Annotated in this window: 18 protein-coding genes; 12 read left to right on the forward strand and 6 right to left on the reverse strand. The window is 44.3% G+C overall.

Going from position 1 to position 17,998, the window contains the following annotated elements:
* Positions 1-179 precede the first annotated feature (179 nt).
* The 4 genes from MTF70_RS07360 to MTF70_RS07375 all read left to right on the forward strand — a co-directional run bounded on the left by MTF70_RS07360 (position 180) and on the right by MTF70_RS07375 (position 5,127).
* Entirely contained in the window at positions 180-1,592 is a 1,413-nt protein-coding gene (locus MTF70_RS07360) for an ethanolamine ammonia-lyase subunit EutB (RefSeq protein ID WP_205461101.1), read from the forward strand.
* The gene (eutC, locus tag MTF70_RS07365) at positions 1,585-2,469 is read left to right on the forward strand and encodes an ethanolamine ammonia-lyase subunit EutC (protein WP_205461100.1); all 885 of its coding nucleotides are present in this window, start codon (positions 1,585-1,587) and stop codon (positions 2,467-2,469) included. Before MTF70_RS07360 ends, eutC begins: the two co-directional genes overlap by 8 nt.
* An 11-nt stretch (positions 2,470-2,480) precedes the next feature.
* Positions 2,481-3,884: an ethanolamine permease gene (gene eat, locus MTF70_RS07370; RefSeq protein ID WP_005373969.1), complete on the forward strand. Its 1,404-nt coding sequence runs from the start codon at positions 2,481-2,483 to the stop codon at positions 3,882-3,884.
* 187 nt (positions 3,885-4,071) lie between these two features.
* Entirely contained in the window at positions 4,072-5,127 is a 1,056-nt protein-coding gene (locus tag MTF70_RS07375) for a nitronate monooxygenase (RefSeq protein WP_033906298.1), read from the forward strand.
* Between the two features lie 38 nt (positions 5,128-5,165).
* Here the strand turns inward: MTF70_RS07375 and MTF70_RS07380 are convergent, their stop codons facing one another.
* Complete coding sequence (locus tag MTF70_RS07380) at positions 5,166-5,645, reverse strand: peptide-methionine (S)-S-oxide reductase (RefSeq protein WP_005388723.1); 480 nt, start codon at positions 5,643-5,645, stop codon at positions 5,166-5,168.
* Positions 5,646-5,862: 217 nt separating this feature from the next.
* Between MTF70_RS07380 and MTF70_RS07385 the strand changes: the two genes are divergently transcribed.
* A complete protein-coding gene (locus tag MTF70_RS07385) occupies positions 5,863-6,603 on the forward strand; it encodes a DNA-binding transcriptional regulator YciT (protein ID WP_054576166.1) in 741 nt (246 codons plus the stop codon).
* Here MTF70_RS07385 and MTF70_RS07390 read toward each other — a convergent pair whose 3' ends face one another.
* From MTF70_RS07390 to MTF70_RS07405, 4 genes are all read right to left on the reverse strand, one after another.
* On the reverse strand, positions 6,604-7,497 hold the full coding sequence (locus MTF70_RS07390) for a DMT family transporter (protein WP_005373960.1): 894 nt from the start codon (positions 7,495-7,497) through the stop codon (positions 6,604-6,606).
* A gap of 154 nt (positions 7,498-7,651) precedes the next feature.
* On the reverse strand, positions 7,652-8,008 hold the full coding sequence (locus tag MTF70_RS07395) for a VOC family protein (protein WP_033906300.1): 357 nt from the start codon (positions 8,006-8,008) through the stop codon (positions 7,652-7,654).
* 29 nt (positions 8,009-8,037) lie between these two features.
* On the reverse strand, positions 8,038-8,691 hold the full coding sequence (locus MTF70_RS07400) for an isochorismatase family protein (RefSeq protein WP_033906301.1): 654 nt from the start codon (positions 8,689-8,691) through the stop codon (positions 8,038-8,040).
* A gap of 32 nt (positions 8,692-8,723) precedes the next feature.
* Positions 8,724-9,449, reverse strand: a complete 726-nt coding sequence (locus MTF70_RS07405; protein WP_005373953.1) for an NUDIX domain-containing protein — start codon at positions 9,447-9,449, stop codon at positions 8,724-8,726.
* Between the two features lie 298 nt (positions 9,450-9,747).
* Here MTF70_RS07405 and pncB point away from each other — a divergent pair, with 298 nt between their 5' ends.
* The 4 genes from pncB to MTF70_RS07425 all read left to right on the forward strand — a co-directional run bounded on the left by pncB (position 9,748) and on the right by MTF70_RS07425 (position 13,421).
* Entirely contained in the window at positions 9,748-11,058 is a 1,311-nt protein-coding gene (pncB, locus tag MTF70_RS07410) for a nicotinate phosphoribosyltransferase (RefSeq protein ID WP_205461099.1), read from the forward strand.
* 320 nt (positions 11,059-11,378) lie between these two features.
* Positions 11,379-11,738 carry a hypothetical protein gene (locus MTF70_RS07415; RefSeq protein ID WP_033906302.1) on the forward strand — a complete coding sequence of 120 codons (360 nt, stop codon included), beginning with the start codon at positions 11,379-11,381 and terminating at the stop codon, positions 11,736-11,738.
* Positions 11,739-11,952: 214 nt separating this feature from the next.
* Positions 11,953-12,471, forward strand: coding sequence for a glycine zipper 2TM domain-containing protein (locus MTF70_RS07420; protein ID WP_005373945.1), 519 nt, complete (start codon positions 11,953-11,955; stop codon positions 12,469-12,471).
* Positions 12,472-12,641: 170 nt separating this feature from the next.
* Complete coding sequence (locus MTF70_RS07425; protein WP_033906303.1) at positions 12,642-13,421, forward strand: methyltransferase domain-containing protein; 780 nt, start codon at positions 12,642-12,644, stop codon at positions 13,419-13,421.
* A 63-nt stretch (positions 13,422-13,484) separates the two neighbouring features.
* Here MTF70_RS07425 and MTF70_RS07430 read toward each other — a convergent pair whose 3' ends face one another.
* Positions 13,485-14,366: a DMT family transporter gene (locus MTF70_RS07430; protein ID WP_005373940.1), complete on the reverse strand. Its 882-nt coding sequence runs from the start codon at positions 14,364-14,366 to the stop codon at positions 13,485-13,487.
* 93 nt (positions 14,367-14,459) lie between these two features.
* On the opposite strand from MTF70_RS07430, the gene MTF70_RS07435 reads away from it, so the two are divergent.
* The 3 genes from MTF70_RS07435 to MTF70_RS07445 all read left to right on the forward strand — a co-directional run bounded on the left by MTF70_RS07435 (position 14,460) and on the right by MTF70_RS07445 (position 17,967).
* Complete coding sequence (locus tag MTF70_RS07435; protein ID WP_005387224.1) at positions 14,460-15,344, forward strand: LysR family transcriptional regulator; 885 nt, start codon at positions 14,460-14,462, stop codon at positions 15,342-15,344.
* Between the two features lie 180 nt (positions 15,345-15,524).
* A complete protein-coding gene (locus MTF70_RS07440) occupies positions 15,525-16,139 on the forward strand; it encodes an outer membrane beta-barrel protein (RefSeq protein WP_005373936.1) in 615 nt (204 codons plus the stop codon).
* A gap of 160 nt (positions 16,140-16,299) precedes the next feature.
* A complete protein-coding gene (locus tag MTF70_RS07445) occupies positions 16,300-17,967 on the forward strand; it encodes an ABC transporter substrate-binding protein (RefSeq protein ID WP_017635133.1) in 1,668 nt (555 codons plus the stop codon).
* Positions 17,968-17,998: the final 31 nt, after the last annotated feature.

Raw genomic sequence — 17,998 nt, forward strand, 5'->3', positions numbered from 1 at the left:
TGATGCTCATTCCTTTTTTGTGAGTCATGTTGGAGCAGTATTTACATAACTCATTGTTTATTATTGGTTTATAAATGTTGCCAGTTTTTGATAACGCTACGGAACACATTTGGCAATACTTTCTTAAAGCTTATTGATAGTTCAGCAAAAAGCGAACCAAATAGTGAAGAGGAAGAGCAATGACGGCAACTTATCGTCGGCAACAAGGAAGTAAAGTCTATACCTTTAAGTCATTAGCTGACTTGATGGCGAAAGCGACACCGGAGCGCTCAGGCGATGCGTTAGCCGGGGTTTGTGCTCAGTCAGCGGCAGAACGTGTAGTCGCACAAATGGCGCTGTCTGAGTTACCACTTAAAACGTTTCTTAACGAGGCGGTTATTCCATACGAAAGCGACGATATCACTCGCCTAATTATCGATACGCATGACCTTGAAGCCTTTAAGCCGATTGAGCACTTGACGGTCGGAGATTTTCGAAATTGGCTGCTGAGTGAAGAAGCCGATGGTGAAACGTTGGCTAAAATTCGTCAAGGTTTAACACCAGAAATGGTGGCCGCAGTCAGTAAGATTATGCGCAACCAGGATTTGATTCTCGTTGCTAAAAAATGCCAAGTTGTCACGGCTTTTCGGAATACGATAGGTTTGCCGAGTCGCCTGTCTACTCGCTTACAGCCGAATCATCCCACTGATTCTCTCAACGGTATCGCAGCGACCATTTTTGATGGTCTGATGTACGGAAATGGCGATGCGGTTATCGGTATCAATCCGGCAACAGATAATGTACCTCAAGCTATTAAGTTAATGAACTTAATGGATGAGGTGATTCAACACTATCAAATACCGACTCAGTCTTGTGTGTTAACTCATGTCACGAACACGATCGAAGCCATTGAAATGGGTGCACCAGTCGATCTCGTTTTTCAGTCGATAGGCGGCACGCAAGGGACGAATGATACCTTCGGAATCGACTTGTCGATTTTGAAAGAGGCCCATGAAGCCGCGTTGTCTTTGAATCGAGGTAGTGTAGGAAACAATGTGATGTATTTTGAAACCGGACAAGGTACAGCGCTGTCTGCGAATGCATTTCATGGGGTCGATCAGCAGACTTGTGAAGCCCGCGCTTATGCTGTCGCGAAACAGTTCGATCCTTTGTTGGTTAATACTGTCGTTGGGTTTATTGGCCCTGAGTATCTGTTTGATGGCAAACAGATCATTCGTGCTGGGCTTGAAGATCATTTCTGTGGGAAGTTGCTTGGTTTACCTATGGGTTGCGATATCTGTTACACCAATCATGCCTATGCCGATCAGAATGACATGGATAACTTGCTGACACTATTAGGTGTGGCCGAGTGCTCGTTCATCATGGGTATTCCAGGGTCTGATGACATCATGCTCAACTATCAAACTACCTCATTTCACGATGCCCTTTACGCAAGAAAAGTACTCGGTTTGAAGCCAGCACCAGAGTTTGAAAAATGGTTAATGGAGATGCAGATTTTCGAGAGCGTGCAAGACGTTCGGTTAAGTGAGCAAATCTCTCGCTCGTTTTCGGGAGCAATTAACCAACTGAATAAGGGGTATGCTCATGGGTAAAGTAATCACCATTGCTCAGTCCCCACAAGATGAGTCTGGAGTTGTCACACACAACCCTTGGGGCAAGTTACGCGACTTCACCTCTGCTCGGATCGCTCTGGGTCGCAGCGGAAACAGTGTACCAACCAACGAGTTACTCTCATTTCAGCTGGATCATGCCCAAGCTATGGATGCAGTGCATTGCAGTTTGAATATTGAGTCTCTCGTTGCTGGTTTGTCGGACTCTTACTCGATTCTTGAAAATACCTTAGAGCCTCCAGTGGTAGTGAGCAGCCAAGTGAGTGATCGGCTTATGTACCTGCAAAGGCCCGATTTAGGAAGGCAACTCGATGAATCTTCTTGGCAAACGCTCAACTTGATAGCAAATGAGCATAACACTGACATTGATCTTGCGATTGTTATTGCTGATGGACTTTCTTCCGTCGCAATTCAAAACCATGCCGTGCCTGTTGTTACTCGATTGATTTCTCTTTTAAGCGCTGATGATGAACATCAATGGAAATTCGCACCTATCACAGTCGTAAAGCAAGGAAGAGTAGCGGTAGGGGATGATGTTGGTGAATGTTTTAACGCCAAGGCCGTGCTGGTTTTAATTGGAGAGAGACCCGGTCTAACTTCTCCGGATAGCATGGGTATGTATCTCACTTGGGGGGCTAAACGAGGCTCTAAAGATTCCCAAAGAAACTGCATTTCCAATGTGCGCCCTCAGGGGCTCAACTATGACGATGCCTGTGAACGCGCATTTTACTTGCTCAAGGAAGCTCGAAAATTACAACTGTCAGGAGTGAATCTGAAAGATCGCTCAGATATCAATGAGCCAAGTGGCGCAAGCGTTGAAGATAAACACAGCGACAACTTTTTAATTTCATCAAAGTAGAAGGATTTACTATGTCTAAACATCAGGAGTACTTGGCCAAAAGGCAGCTAAAAAGAGGCACCGCAGGTTGGATTTTACTTGCTGGCTTAGGTGTCTCGTATGTTATATCTGGTGACTTCGCCGGTTGGAACTTTGGCATCGCTCAAGCAGGATGGGGAGGCTTTCTTATTGCTGCTATCGCGATGGCAGTAATGTATTTCACGCTAGTATTGTCTTTAGCTGAAATGTCTGCGGCTATTCCTGCTGCGGGTGGTGGTTACAGCTTCGCAAGACAGGCGATGGGGCCGACAGGCGGCTTTTTCACTGGCTTATCAGTTTTGATTGAATATGCGCTCGCGCCTGCTGCGATAGTGATTTTTATTGGCTCAGCCGTGAATGAATTGGTTGGTATCGATGGCCCTGTTGTTTACGCACTTTTCTACGCCGTCTTTATCGCTATTCATATGGCAGGTGTTGGCGAAGCTCTCAAAGTGATGATGGTCATCAGCGGTTTGGCTGTGCTAGCTATTCTCATTACTGCTGCTGTGCTTATTGGTCACTTTGATGTTAATAACTTATTCGATATTGCTCCGGCGACGGCTCAGGCAACAGAAATCTTGCCGTTTGGGTGGTATGGCGTATGGGCTGCGTTGCCATTTGCAATGTGGTTGTTTCTTGCGGTTGAAGGTGTGCCTTTAGCGGCAGAGGAGGCAAAAAATCCGGCAAAAGATGTTCCCAAAGGCATCATTGGTGCGATGCTGTTTTTATTGCTAACCGCAACTCTCGTAGTCGTCCTTTTGGCTGGTGCGGTTGGCTCAAAGGTCATAGGCGATAGCGCGGTGCCATTAGTTGACGCCCTAAAGCTTACGGGCAATTCAACGGTAGCAATGGCCGTGAACTTACTTGGATTGGCTGGCCTTATCGCTTCTTTCTTTTCAATCATTTATGGTTACAGTCGCTTGGTGTTTGCGCTTTCCCGCGCGGGTTATTTACCGCAAACTTTGTCATTAACCAGTGACAAAAAAGTGCCTTCTCGTGCGCTTTTGGTTCCGGGCGTTTTTGGGTTCTTGGTTTCACTTACGGGTGAGGGGGACTTAATCTTGGCGATGGCTGTTGTCGGTGCGACTGTATCGTACGCATTAATGTCCTTGAGCCATATTTTATTGCGAATTAAACAGCCGGAATTAACTCGTCCATATAAAACGCCTGGTGGGATAATTACTTCGAGTATTTCTCTGGTGCTTTCTTTGATCGCAATGACAGGTGTTTATGCTTTTGATCCCTCAGCCTTTTTCATGACAATGGGATTGTTTCTTATCGGTGGTGTTTATTATGGGTTATACAGCCGCAACAAACTGGTGGCAGCAACCGCCGAGGAAGAGTTTGCCATGCTGTCTGTAGCAGAGCTAGAGCTTGAATCAGATGTCGTACGATAGTCACTTTGATTCTTGTTATTCAGCATATTAAGGGAGCCATAGGCTCCCTTTGTCATTTCTATCAAAAGTGCATAGCGCACAAATGCATCACTTTAACTTTATAAGTGTTTAATCATGTGAAAGTCTAGTCTGGATAACGATGGCGCAGATCCATCACAGGTAAAGGTTAAGTTTTCAAGGAAAGATCATGATAAACAAGGTATTTAATACACTTTTGGGAACAGAGTTACCGATTATTCAAGCGCCAATGGCCGGTGTGCAAGACAGCCAAATGACCATCGCCGTCAGTAATGTTGGCGGGCTTGGCTCGTTACCTTGTGGAATGCTGAACAAAGACGCCATCGTAAAAGAACTTCAACTTATCAAGCAGGCAACTAACCGACCGTTTAACCTCAATTTCTTTTGCCATGAAATGCCGGAGTATGACGCCAACAAGCACGAAAAGTGGCAAAAAACGCTGCAACCGTATTTTTCCGAGGTTGATGCAACCGTTCAGGCTCAGCCAAACGCTCCGACAAGGATGCCTTTCAATCATGATATTGCTGACGCGATTGAACCATTTGCACCGCCAGTGATCAGTTTCCACTTTGGTTTGCCAGACGATGATCTGTTAGCTCGAATTAGAGGGTGGGGAGGGAAGATCCTTTCGTCAGCGACCACGGTGGACGAAGCACTTTGGCTAGAAGCAAAAGGCGTTGACGGTATTATCGCCCAAGGCTTGGAGGCTGGTGGACACCGAGGTATGTTTTTATCGGATGATTTAACTACTCAATTAAGTTTGATGGCGTTATTACCACAAATCGCCAAACGGGTGAATTTGCCCGTTATTGCTGCAGGCGGAATCGCTGATAGAAGTGGGGTGGAAGCCGCGTTGAGATTAGGAGCGAGTGCCGTTCAAGTTGGCAGCGTCTATTTGTTGTGTGATGAGGCGAAAACATCGTCTTTACATCGATATGCCATTGCCAGTGAACGCGCGCAACATACCGCAGTGACCAATGTTTTCTCGGGCCGACCAGCGAGAGGCATTGTGAATCGCGCGATGTCGGAGCTAGGCTACATCAGTGAGTTTGCGCCGAAATTCCCATACGCCTCCATTGAAATGGCTCAACTAAGAGCGCTTATGGAAAAGCAAAACCGAGATGAATTCACACCGTTGTGGTGCGGACAAAACTCGTCGGGTTGTAAGGAAATATCGGCGGCAGAAATGACATTGTCATTAGTGGAAGGCATCGATTTAAACTGATATGCATCTTGCCTTTTAAAGCGATGCTGACCGAATGGTTACGAGTTATCCCTGTATTTATGTAGTAAATCTAATGGGATGTGGCAGTAATCATTCGGAAAGTTTGTGAGTCTGTCTTGGTGCTCATCATCACTTGGCACATAATTTGTGAGTGGCAGTACTTCTACGGCGATCTTGTCGGCGTCCGGTCGTGCTGCGATAAACGCTTTCGCGATGGTGAGATGCTGTTCGTTTTGGCTATAAACACCAGTACGGTACTTCTCACCTACGTCTTCACCTTGCTTGTTAACGCTGTAAGGGTCGATTATCTCAAACAAATACCCCATTAAAGTTTCAACCGAAACTTGCTCAGCATCGAACTGGGTTTTCACGCACTCTGCGTAGCCATCGTATTCGGATTGAGTGTTATCCGTTGTGCCATTTGCTCGCCCGGCTTCTGTGTTGATTACGCCCGGAAGGTGGCGCATAAATTCTTGCACGCCCCAAAGGCAGCCGCCTGCGAAGTAAATTTCTTCCATTACTTTTATCCTAGTCTCTATCGTTGTTGGGATGTAGGGAGTTAACCCCTCTTCTTCCATCCCATTTTCGTTGCCCTATTATCTGTTGATGGGAGCGATATTCGCAAGGTACAGCTTGGCTAATCAGACCACGCGTTTTTTCCTTTTTACTTTCAAGTTCTTTTCTTATGAAACATCAGGTGAGTATACTGTAAGCTCATCAATAAGGAGCGAACCTGTGAACCCAAGACAAAATGAAATCCTGCAATTAGTGAACGACCGTAAACGCGTTCAAGTCACAGAGCTTTCTGACATCATTGGCGTGTCGGGTGTGACCATCAGACAGGATTTGAACTTTCTGGAGCAACAGGGCTACCTAAAGCGCGTTCACGGCGCAGCTACCGCGTTGCAAAGTGATGACATTGATGCCCGCCTAGAAGTACGTTTCGATATTAAACAATCGCTCGCAAACCAAGCTGCGGATTTGGTCGCACCGAATGAGACAGTGCTGATTGAAGGAGGCAGTGCCAATGCGTTGTTGGCTCGGACATTGGCTGAGCGCGGCGATGTGACCATCATTACGCCATCGGCGTATATCGCCCATCTCATCCGTAACACTTCTGCCAACATTATCTTGCTTGGTGGCGTGTATCAGCACCAAGGCGAGAGCTTGGTCGGACCGCTGACTAAGTTGTGTATTGAGAACATTCATTTCAGCACGGCCTTCTTGGGTATTGACGGCTTCCATCAAGACACTGGCTTTACTAGCCGCGACATGATGCGTGCTGAGATCGCAGAAACCATCATTGCGAAAAAAAGGCGCAATATTGTTCTAACGGATTCTAGTAAATTTGGGCAAATTTATCCCTCATCAATTGGTAATACTGACGAAATATCAGTGCTGCTGACTGACAAAGCCGCTCCGAAAAGCGACCTTGAACAAATCAAAAAGCGAGGTGTGGAAGTTATATTAGGCTGATTAAGCCACGCTTCGTTTTCGCTTCGCGAGCATTGCTGTTGGGGAGAAACCGGTGACTAGCATAGTGCCGCTAAGCACTAGAATTGTTCCTATGATGGTGTTAGAACCGACGGGCTCATCTAGCACCAAGTAGCCCCATAAGATACCAAAAACAGGAACAAGAAAAGTGACAGTCAGTGCTGACGCTGGGCCGATATCAGAAACTAAGCGGAAATAGAGCAAATAAGCGAACCCTGTGCATACAACGCCGAGCGTGACAACAGAGCTCCATTCGAAATGACTTGGTTCTGCACGCATTGGTAAGAATGGTAGCAGCGGCAGTACCCAAATAACCGCCGCCCACATGCTGCCGTGAGCATTGTCAAAAGCAGGTACTTGTGGCGCATTTTTAGTGTAGTTGGTAGCAATGCCATAGCTGAAAGAAGCCATCAAACTGGCGGCAATAGGGAGCATGGCTTCTTCACCTATGGTTGAAGTATCTAAGCCGACCAAGACTGCAACGCCTCCAATGCCTATTAGCATACCGAGAACAGATTTCGCTGTGAGTGGGCTGCGGTACCAAACAAAGCCAACTAGTGCTCCCCATATTGGGGCGGTTGAGTTCAATATTGCTAAAGTTGATGCATTCAGTGTCTGGGCTGCGTACGCAAAGAGTAAAAATGGAACTGCGCTATTGAATAAGCCAATAATAAAGAAGTGTTTAGTATGCGCAGTTAACGTGAGTTTCTTCTTCAAATATACGGCGATCAATAACAAAGCGACGGCGGCAAATGTAACTCGAAATTCGATTAAGTAAGCCGGCCCGAATGTGTTGGCGGCGACTCGCATAAACAGAAACGAGCCACCCCAAATAGCAGCGAGGCAGAGTAAGCGAAAAAAACTGACGGCAGTCATTTGACATCCTTGGTCGAGGGCTAGCGCCTCATCGATTAATTGTTGCGCTAACAGTGAATTAAACCAAGGATGAGGTCAACCAGAAATGTAATGCCAGTTCCGGATCTGGCTAGCTTGGGCTCACGTTGATGGTGTGTTGTTGATTTGTGATCACTTAATGGCTCTCTGACCATACTGCGAATTCATTTCCACTCGGTTCAGTGAAGTGGAATCGACAGCCGCCGGGGAATTCGAAAATAGGGCGGATAATTTTTCCACCATGCTGCTCTACTTTTGTCTGAGTGGCCTGAATGTCTGAGCTATAAAATACTAAAAGTGCGCCACCATTTGCGATTTGGTTTATAAACTCAGATTTGAAGAATCCGCCATCCAATCCTTGTCCTGAAAATGCAGAATATTCTGGACCATAATCGGTAAAGCTCCAGTCAAAAGCACGCTCAAAAAATTGTTTAGTCGCACTGACATTAGTGGAACCAAATTCAACGTAATTCAATTTTTCATGTTGATGCATGGTGAAATCCTTCTCGGTTACTATCGTTTCTAGGCGAACTTTTCTACGATGATGTCGTCCGCTTTTTCGACAAATAATGCGCCATTATCTCTGAGCTCTGTCAGCACATTCTCTACATTATCAGGCAGCACCGCACGAGTTGAAGCAAGATTAACTACCACATTGTAGCCAAGTTCCAGCGCTTGCATGACGGATTTTTTCACACAAAAGTCTAAGGCAAGGCCACCGATAACTAAGGTATCAATCCCGTTGAACTTTAGAAATTCATGCGCGCCTGTCGTTTTTGTGTCGGCAATATCATGGAAAAAAATACCGTAAGGGTGCGCGTCAGGATCCATACCTTTATTAACTTGAAAATCGTAGTCCAACACGGGTGGTAAGCCATCTAGCAGCTCAGAACCTGTTGTGCCAAGCACACAGTGACGGTTCCACTTTATATCCACATTCGGTAAACCAACGGGCTCAAGCATATTGGCTGGCGATTCTGCATCCCATTTTGCTTTCGGTGGGTGCAAGTCACGACTGACCAGTTTTAATCGGCCTTTGGCATGATTGTTCAAAAGCTCCGGTACGATTTCCAACGCACCTGCAACGGGCAGTTCATTTGGACATAACTCACTAAAGCCTTTCTCTGGATCAACGTCGATCACTGCTGTAGTTTGATAGTTTACTCGAACAGTCATGGCAGACTCCTTGTCTGTCTGATTGTCTGCGTTTATCCACGCAAACAGTTTTGAAAAAAGGTTACTTCGTCGCTAGTCAGCGTATATACCATTGCGGGTTTTCCACCTTTGCCTTTGTTGGTTGAAGCGACTTTATTAGTGGGTTTTAGTACGCCTGAATCTATCAAGCGGCGCTTAATCGTCATTCGGCTGATATCAATACCAAACTCTTGATAAGCAGAAATGATGTCCGCAACCAAAAACTCTTTGTCTAATGCAAACAAAAGAACCGATGTGTATTCAATGGATGCACGAAGCTTTTGCCACGCTTTTTCAATGGTTTTTTGATGATCAAATGCGAGGGTTTCTTCTCCATTGAGAATAGCCTGTAGCGAAAACCATTTAAGTTGGCATTCCGGTACACCTGCATTATTTATTTGCTCTACATTGTTACGATCAACTAAGGCGTAGTGCGTAATGTTTAAGCTCCAGTCTTCTGGATCGCGCTTTGGATCACCGTCGATAAATGCTTCGCTAAAATGGCGAGGGTAGGTATGGATTTTCTCACGGCAAATTCGGCGACGCGCCGCTTCAAAGTTTTCATCGGCCGGGCGTCCGCCTTCACTGGTTAAGTCTTTATCAAAGACAAATCCGCCCGGTAGTGCCCAGACTCCATGGTATGGCCGATTTGGATTTGAACGTTTAATCAACAACACTTCCAATCCCTTATCGGCACAGCCAGATAGCCTGAATGGAATAATGTCGACAGATACGATCATGGTTGGGTCCTAATATTGATTTGTAAGTAATCTAGCGCATAACAAGTGGTCAATCAATGGGTAAGTAACGAGTTGTTAGAAACGTTTTCGGTAGTGTTCTTAATACGGTTTGAGCATAAATTTACGGATGACTCTGACTTATTCACAATGCTTGCTCGAATTCTAGACAAAAAAACCTTATAAAAATGAGTGGTTAGTAACAAAAGTTGACAAACTATAGATGGGTGTTTATTGTTTACGCAAATTAGTTAGTAACAAAAAGTTATATACCCAGGAAGGGCATGTAGAAGGGCACCTAATGACCACCAAACTATTTTCTTCCCGCATCATTCAAAGCGCTTTGGATTTCGATGTCTACAAAGTCAATATGATGAGCGCTGTAACAGCGCTTTACCCTGATGCGATGGTGTCATATAAGTTTATCGTGCGCAGTGAGGAAGACCTCTCTGAGCTTTTGCCCGAGGTAAAAGCCGAAGTCCTTAAACTGCAAGATATTCAATTTACGCAAGAAGAAATTGAATATATTAAGCGTGTCGCGCCTTACCTGAATCCTGACTTTGTTGATGCACTGCGCCATTTCCGTTTCAACCCACAAAGTGATGTCTCTTTCCATAATAAAGCCATGGCTGATGGCTCAAGCCAGTTAAGAATTACCATTAACGGTTTGTGGCGAGATACCATCTTGTACGAAACGATCATCATGAGCATCGTGTCTGAAGTTCGTAGCCGTCAGCGTTGGTCAGATATCCCTGTTGCGCAATTTACCACTGTTTTAGAAGAGAAAGTTCGACACCTAAAGTCGGAACTAAAACGTCGTAACATTACTAACTTTAAATTTTCTGACATGTCGACGCGTCGACGTTTTTCCTTCCAAGCTCAGCGCACTATGCTGGAATATTTGTGCCAGGAAGTGACGGAATGTTTGACAGGAACAAGCAACTATCACTTAGCAAAAGAGCTAAACTTGACGCCTATCGGCACCGTTGCTCATGAATGGTTTATGGGACACCAAGCTCTGGTGAATGTGCGAGATTCGCAAAAAGTGGCGTTGCAACGTTGGCAAAAAATGTTTAATGGTGCACTAGGTATTGCACTGACCGACACGATTGGTATCGATGCTTTCCTTAAAGACTTTGATGAAGAACTAAGTAACGCGTACTTCGGCGTACGTCACGATAGTGGTTGCCCTTATCGCTGGGGTGAAAAAATGATTGCACACTACCAGTCGCTGAATATAGACCCATTAACAAAAACACTGGTGTTTACCGACGGACTTAACTTCGAACAAGCGTTAGATATTTGCGAGTATTTCCAAGGACGTATTCAGGTGAGTTTTGGTATCGGTACTTTTCTTGCCAATGATATGGGTGATTATGTCAATAAAGATGGTGAAGCCTACCAGCCACTTTCTATCGTGATAAAAATGGTCACGTGCAATGGTTCACCGGTCGCCAAAATCAGTGACGAACCTGAGAAAGCCATGTGTGAAGATATCTTCTTTTTGATGAATCTCAAGCGCCGCTTTGAACAACCTCTTGATTTAAATGAGTGTCGTAAAATGATTGATCGTTTAGAAACTGAAGGTCAAAATTATCTCATCGACGCGTAGGCGTTATCCTCTCTCCATGATAAGCACCCTCTATCGTTACGACAAATTTATATAGGTAAACGTGGAGGGTGATTTCGTTATAGTAATATACAGAAGTAACCAGATACAGCGCAGGAAAGCACTCAAAAGTTGATGTGTTATCTGCCTTTGATTGGTGTAAATCGATACGTTACAGCATCGTGGACGGTGTATCTCATCCGACACTAAACTCAGTCTAATCACGTAGTTTATTCCCACGTACCATGAGCTCACTCGGGTATAGACGTCTATCTGCTTTTATGACTTTGGGCTTCACGTAGTTGCTTGAATCAGGAGTCAAAATGAACCTAGTAGTACATTTGCAAAAGAAAGCGATCCGAAAATATGGCTATGAGATGGCCACTCGCCAAGCATGGAAGTGTGGTATCAAGGCAAATCTTGTAAAGCGCGTGATTGGCCTTTTTAAAGGACAAATTGTTTGTGTGGTTGAAGGTTGCCGAGCAGAGTTTTCTTCTCCTCTTAATAACCCCCTTCACGAAGATGGCAAGCAGGGGCGATATGTGTTTGTTGGCGGTGTATGCTGGGAACCAAATAACATTATAGCGCCTGGTTTCCCTGATTTTATGTTTATGCACGTGCGTAATCTAAGCCACCGTCATAAGTATTTAACGGATGACGAACTATTTTTGAGCTTGGCTTAAAAATAAATCTCATAGACTAGTCCAGTCCAATCATAATCAGTAGTGATACAGTTTTAGCTCTGTTGACATTCTGCTGAGTGTTTCTTGACGTATCTCTTATAAAACAGTGTTTCTTTACTTGTTAATAACAGAGGGTTTGTTTTCGTCTGATGTGATTTCCCTTTTGCGATTTACCATAACGCTCATCAAAGCAAACCATACTGGGATGTAAATCATGAATATGAAATCTATCGCAATTGCAACGGCAGTTGTTGCTGTACTAGCAGGCTGTAAAGACAAAACGCCACCAGCTCCAACTCAAGCAAACATTACTTTGGTTGAAGCGGTGACTGAAACGGTGAAAAAGCCGCACCAAGTATGTAAAGATGTGGTAGTAACCGAGCAAGTTGCCCCTGCGGATGACAATAAAATTATTGGTACGGTTGGTGGCGCAGCAGCTGGAGCTGCGCTGGGCAACCAAATCGGTGGTGGCTCAGGTAAAGTGATTGCAACTGCAGCTGGTACGATTGCTGGTGCACTGACAGGTCGTAAGATCCAGGAAAATGTGCAAAAAGGTGATGTAGTAACAACGACGAAAAAACAGTGTCATACAGAATATACGACATCTGATAAAGTAGTGGGTTACGACGTCACTTACGAAGTTTCAGGTGCACCAACGACGGTTCGTTTGGCGAGCAAGCCAGCGACAAAAACGTTCCCAATTCAAGATGGTAACGTTGTTCTACCACAATAGTTAGCGACTTAACCGAAGCGATTAACAAGCCCTTTTATCTTTGAGATGAAAGGGCTTTTTCACATAAGCGGCGTTTTCATCTGTTTTCCCATTGGAATGTGCGGCCAGAAATACCCGTTAATTTCCGCGTTCGATACAATCACTTTTCTTAAAGTACGAACGGAAAAAACATGGAAGATTTTTACCTGACCGAGCACGGTTTGGCTGGTTATTTCGAGGCGCAATGGTTCGACAAGTTCATTGAGGAGCAACAGATTGAGATGATAACCAGTCGCTCAAAACAAGTCCCACTTTCTTTTTTGTCATCACCTCACTGCTCCCAAGTTGCTGATTTTATTGCGCAGGCGGTAATCGAAAGCAGCGTTCAGCCGTATTCCCTACTTGAGGTTGGGGCGGCGCTGGGAAGAAATTATTATGAGTTAGTGCAACGCTTACCTAACCTTAAAGAAGCGACGCTTGTGGAGCCTTCAAATAGGTTAATGGATGGCTTGAAGCAACTATTAATAGAAGAACAACGCGTCGAGCTTACTTACCTTCACGATGTGAACACCTTAAACACTTTAGAGGTAGAGAATAGAGATATCGTACAGAAATGTGCTCATGTTGATTTGACGCTAATTAACCAGCCTTTTGAGCTCGATACTCTCCAATCTCGCTTTGATTTAGTCGTATGTTTAAATGTGATTGATCAATGTGAGTCGCCACTTAGCGTGATCAATGCTCTAAAAAAAACCACCAAGGTGGGTGGGCTGATCGTTGTCTCTTGCACTTATCAGTGGAACGCGAAACACATCAAAAATAAAGAAGAGGCGGTTGATGATATCAAAGAATACTTTGCTGAAGGCTGGCGTCTAGTGTCGGAAGCCGAGCATGAATATCGCATCCGGTTTAATGATCGCTTTGCAAGGCAGTTTTTATCTCACGTAGTCGCTTACGTAAAAACCGATTAGAGCCACATAAAAAAACCGAGCACTTACGGCTCGGTTTTTTAGTCTTTGGGTTAGAGCACAACTTTAAGTAACGTGCGCTTCTTGTTGCTCTTGCAACTTTTTCTTACGACGTTCTCGTTTAGAAAGCCAAACCAGAGGCACAACAATCATAATGGTTCCTATTGCCATAAATATATCTGGCACTTCTCCAAACCAAATCAATCCCACAAACACGGCACCAATTAAGCCACTGTATTCAGCGCTGGCAATTTTGTTGCTATCGATCGAGCGGTAAGCGATGACACATGTTGCTGCATAAATCATGATGAACAGACTTGAGCCAGCAGCAACAGGGAAAGCACTCCAGTCCCAAGGTTCTGCTTCGATCAGAACAAGCAAGAAGGCTACTGGAATACCTGCCAAGTTTGTCATCAATAATGTTTGCATCACAGACTGATTTTTTGGCAGTTTTCGAATGAGCAAGTTATTGATTGCTAAAGTAATTGCAACAACTAAAGCTGAAATCGCTGCCCAATCGATTTGGTCTGGACGAATGATGACCAATACACCGGCAAAGCCCATTATCGCTGCGGCGACCGATTGTTTAGATAGCTGTTCGCCAAAAAAGATTGCTGCAAGCGGCAACATGATCAATGGCGCGGCGTAAAAGATCGCGTTCGCAGTTGCGAGCGGTAAAGATGAGATCGCCAAAACCATGAATATTGCACCAAGTAACCATACGTGAGCGCGAACAGCATGCCACTTAAACCCTTCAAGAAAAGGCGCATTTTTTGTTAGCAAGTAGACTGGCAGCAGGAAAAGCACCGCTGAAATTTGTCGGAAAAAGACAAATTGAAAAATAGGCACTTCATTTCCGACACTTTTAATTAAAGAGTCCGAAAGCACCGCAATGAGATTTCCAACAATTAATAGCAGCATCGCTGCTCCGACCGATGTAACTTTCACTTTTTCCTCTCCTCTTTCTTTGCCAAAGAGTAGGTGATGTCATAGGATGAAGTGAAGTGATATTTATTAGTTTAAGTATGAGATTTTTAGATAATGAAATTGCCACCACTCAGAGCGGTTCACTGTTTTGAATCTGTTGCCAGAAACTCTAGCTTTTCGCTTGCTGCTGAAGAACTCAATGTGACGCAAAGTGCCGTTAGTCACCAGATACGACTATTAGAAGATTATTTGGGTGAATCATTATTTATCCGTCAAGGCAGAAAGCTCTCTTTGTCCGATACGGGCACCCGCTATTTAGAGGATATTAGCCCAGCAATTAGCTCAATTGCGATGGCCAGCCAAAAGGTGCGAGAAGGGGACAAAGGCAGCATACGGTTGGCGATTTATAGCTCGCTTGCCGTAAAGTGGCTTATTCCTCGTTTGTCTGATTTTAAGCGCTTACATCCAGAAATCGATCTGACACTCAATATGGTCGTTGGTGATCCTGAACAGACAGACAGCGTTGGCGATTGTTTTATCACGGTAGAAAAGCCAAAGCGAAACTACATGTCGGTAAAGTTATACGCGGAGACGCTGTATCCGGTCTGCAGCCATAAAATTTGGAAAGAGTTGCAAGATCAACCGATTCCAGAAGCGCTTTGGCGATACCCTATTTTGTCGACAGACTCAATTTATCGTGAGAGAGGAAAAGACTGGGCTGAGTGGTGCAGAGCGGGCGGTTACACCTTGCCGAAAGATGTCGATGTTCAACATTTTAGTCATATGTTGTTGGCAATAGAGGCGGCGCGTTATGACCAAGGCATCGCATTTGCGAATGATTTTATGCTTAATGAAAGAGATAAAGCGCACGATTTGGTGTATATCCCTTCGCATGGATTGGAAACCGGCGACAGCTTTTATTTTATTCATAAAAAGAGTCGAGCCAAGCAAGCGGAAATCATCAAGCTCACTAACTGGTTGAAGCAGCAATGCTTGTGAAATGACTAAATTGTCAAAATTAAGAAAGAAAGTGGCAAAGTTGTGTCTAAATATTTCATGTTTTATTGAGTTTTTATTCATTAACATCCACTTGGTTTTGAAACCAAGTGAAATGGATAGCATGGCATGCTTAAGGATGGGCAAAACACAACCTCAATAATTAACAGGCAGTGAAATACAATGTTTAAAAAAACATGGCTAATGACAGCCCTTCTAGCAACATGTTCTGTTGCAAACGCAGCTCCTTACGTTGGTGCATCTGTAGGTCAAGCATCGTTTGGTGATGTTAATGGCTCTATCAATGGTGGTGGTACTAACGCTAGCACTAAACTTAAACTTGAAGATGACTCAAGCCTTTCAGGCAAAGTATTCGGTGGTTACAAATTCAACGAATACATTTCTCTAGAAGCAGCCATTGGTGGCTACGATGCTTTAGACGGCAAAGTTGTTACTGTTGGTGATATGAAGTATCTATCGATTCAGCCAAAAGCGACTCTACCGATTGGCGATCGTTTCAACCTTTTTGCTAAAGCTGGTCTTTCTTACTTCAATGCTGAATTCAAAATTAGCAACTCTGTGATTGACGGTAGCGCAGGCCATACCACCATTTCTGACAGCACTGTAACAGGCATGTACGGTTTAGGCGCAGAGTTCGCTATTACTGAAAACTTTGCTCTACAAGTTGAATGGGAATACATGATGCCTGAGCTAGACATTGCGAAATTTGGCAATGAAAAAGTAACGGTTGATGCAGACATCAATGTATTCTCTGTAGGTATGAGCTACCGTTTCTAAGAATACTTATTCAAGTTACCTCTTGGCTTAGTAAACGTTTTTGACTTCTGTTGGTCGAGCTGAGTCCAAGCTTTGAATTTGTTTAGATATAGCACAGGAAGTTTAGTTGCTAAGCGTCCTGTGCTATTTTTTTGCTTTGGAATAACTCTTAGGAATCTTTGTGAACGATGTCAATCTTAGGTATCTGGATCTACTGTTAAAGCACTTTGAACCTCACCAGTATCACCTTGTTACGCTTTCTGAGCTAGAAGCGGTGATTTGCACGTCGAGGCGCAATGTTTCTATTGTGATGAAAAAGCTTGCCACTTACGATTGGGTCGATTGGCAACCTGCGATTGGCCGAAGTAACGCTAGCCGTCTCAGTATTAATATTTCCCTCCAACAAGCGATGACCGAGTTTTTGGTTGAGGAGCTTGGCAGAGGAAGAATGAACTCAATAACGAAACTTATTGATTGGTTCGGTCAAACCGCGGTTAGAGCACTAACTATCGCTTCTGAAAAAGTGAATCGATTGAATGAATCAAATAACGCTATTTTGATTTCTTCTTACCCTTGGGTATCCAAAATCGACCCTGCGAATACTTACCGTCACACTGAATTACACGTCGCGAAAAGCGTTTATGACGTATTGCTGACCCAAAATTCCAATGGTGGTATCGAGCCATCGTTAGCACACGAATGGAAAATGGAAGGCAAGGTAATGACGTTATGGTTGCGGCCAGGCATATATCGCCATGATGGCGAGCCCCTTAACATACAGGATGTGGTTTGGAGTATAGAAAGACTTAGGGAGATAAAAGGACCAGTTCACGAGCTCTGGCAGTGTATTGATAGCGTGGTTGCAGAAACATCTAACTGCTTAAAAATTATATTGAAGTATCCGAACAAGTTGTTTCCATACATGCTAGCAACTCCTCATGCGTCTATTCTATGTCGAGATGTCGTCTCTTTCGGTTCTAGTTATTCCTACCACATCGGGACTGGGCCATTTAAAATTAGCGGCTGGAACCAGGAGAGTATGACTCTTGAAGCACACAAAGAGTATTTTTCAGCACGCGCATTGTTAGATCAAATAACGCTGTCTCATGGTGATGTTAAAACCTTAAATATGTTGAGCTTTAACCAAAGCTCCGATCACGTTGAAGTGGAAAAAATTAGCGCATTTTCATATCTGACCTACCGCGAACGCGTGGAATCCCAACTCACAAAAGAGACTTGGTATCAACTTGCTGATTACATCCATGTGCAAAAGCGAATTTATGATGCGCCAAGTGCCGTTGACAGCATTCAGTTAGAGACTCATGAGCAAGATTTATCAATAACAGATGGTGGTGTGATACCTAAACTGAAAGGTAAAGTGGTATTAGCTGAACCTGTCTGGACGATTCCGAGTTTAATTCGTCATTCCGAATGGTTGCACAGTGTGATTCGTGCAACGGGATTGGAGTTGGAGCTCATTGTTATTGATGACATTAGTTTTCCTGAGGTAGTGTCTCACCAAGCAGACTTGCTCTTCATTGAGGAAGTCATGGAAGCACCATTTGAATATGGCATCTTCGAATGGCTGTCGATAGCAACTGGACTGCGTTTTAGTTTTGATCAAAGCCAGATGCTAAGCCATAGAGAAAAGGTTCGCAGGGCGATGGCAGATGATCACTCGCTACAGTCTTTATTAAACCTAGAGAAAGCGCTGCGCGATCAGTACCTATATTTGCCTTTGTTTGTTGGCTACGAAGAAGTGACAAAAACACAGCAAGTGCGAGGTGTGCAGGTGAAAAATACAGGCTATAGCGATTTACATAGGTTATGGATTGCTCATTCACACTAGAGTCTGTGTTCAAGATGATGCAAATGTCCAA

The organism is Vibrio sp. 2CM40D (genome assembly GCF_023161825.1).
Taxonomy (GTDB): Bacteria; Pseudomonadota; Gammaproteobacteria; order Enterobacterales; family Vibrionaceae; genus Vibrio; species Vibrio alginolyticus.

Excerpts from the sequence above, each read along its gene's own strand:
- MTF70_RS07405 (WP_005373953.1), bottom strand. The coding sequence starts at position 9,449 with ATGATCGTATCTGTCGACATTATTCCATTCAGGCTATCTGGCTGTGCC.
- MTF70_RS07425 (WP_033906303.1), top strand. The coding sequence starts at position 12,642 with ATGGAAGATTTTTACCTGACCGAGCACGGTTTGGCTGGTTATTTCGAG.
- MTF70_RS07440 (WP_005373936.1), top strand. The coding sequence starts at position 15,525 with ATGTTTAAAAAAACATGGCTAATGACAGCCCTTCTAGCAACATGTTCT.
- MTF70_RS07415 (WP_033906302.1), top strand. The coding sequence starts at position 11,379 with ATGAACCTAGTAGTACATTTGCAAAAGAAAGCGATCCGAAAATATGGC.
- MTF70_RS07380 (WP_005388723.1), bottom strand. The coding sequence starts at position 5,645 with ATGGAAGAAATTTACTTCGCAGGCGGCTGCCTTTGGGGCGTGCAAGAA.
- MTF70_RS07420 (WP_005373945.1), top strand. The coding sequence starts at position 11,953 with ATGAATATGAAATCTATCGCAATTGCAACGGCAGTTGTTGCTGTACTA.
- MTF70_RS07390 (WP_005373960.1), bottom strand. The coding sequence starts at position 7,497 with ATGACTGCCGTCAGTTTTTTTCGCTTACTCTGCCTCGCTGCTATTTGG.
- MTF70_RS07435 (WP_005387224.1), top strand. The coding sequence starts at position 14,460 with ATGAAATTGCCACCACTCAGAGCGGTTCACTGTTTTGAATCTGTTGCC.
- eat (WP_005373969.1), top strand. The coding sequence starts at position 2,481 with ATGTCTAAACATCAGGAGTACTTGGCCAAAAGGCAGCTAAAAAGAGGC.
- MTF70_RS07395 (WP_033906300.1), bottom strand. The coding sequence starts at position 8,008 with ATGCATCAACATGAAAAATTGAATTACGTTGAATTTGGTTCCACTAAT.
- MTF70_RS07375 (WP_033906298.1), top strand. The coding sequence starts at position 4,072 with ATGATAAACAAGGTATTTAATACACTTTTGGGAACAGAGTTACCGATT.
- eutC (WP_205461100.1), top strand. The coding sequence starts at position 1,585 with ATGGGTAAAGTAATCACCATTGCTCAGTCCCCACAAGATGAGTCTGGA.
- MTF70_RS07400 (WP_033906301.1), bottom strand. The coding sequence starts at position 8,691 with ATGACTGTTCGAGTAAACTATCAAACTACAGCAGTGATCGACGTTGAT.
- MTF70_RS07360 (WP_205461101.1), top strand. The coding sequence starts at position 180 with ATGACGGCAACTTATCGTCGGCAACAAGGAAGTAAAGTCTATACCTTT.
- pncB (WP_205461099.1), top strand. The coding sequence starts at position 9,748 with ATGACCACCAAACTATTTTCTTCCCGCATCATTCAAAGCGCTTTGGAT.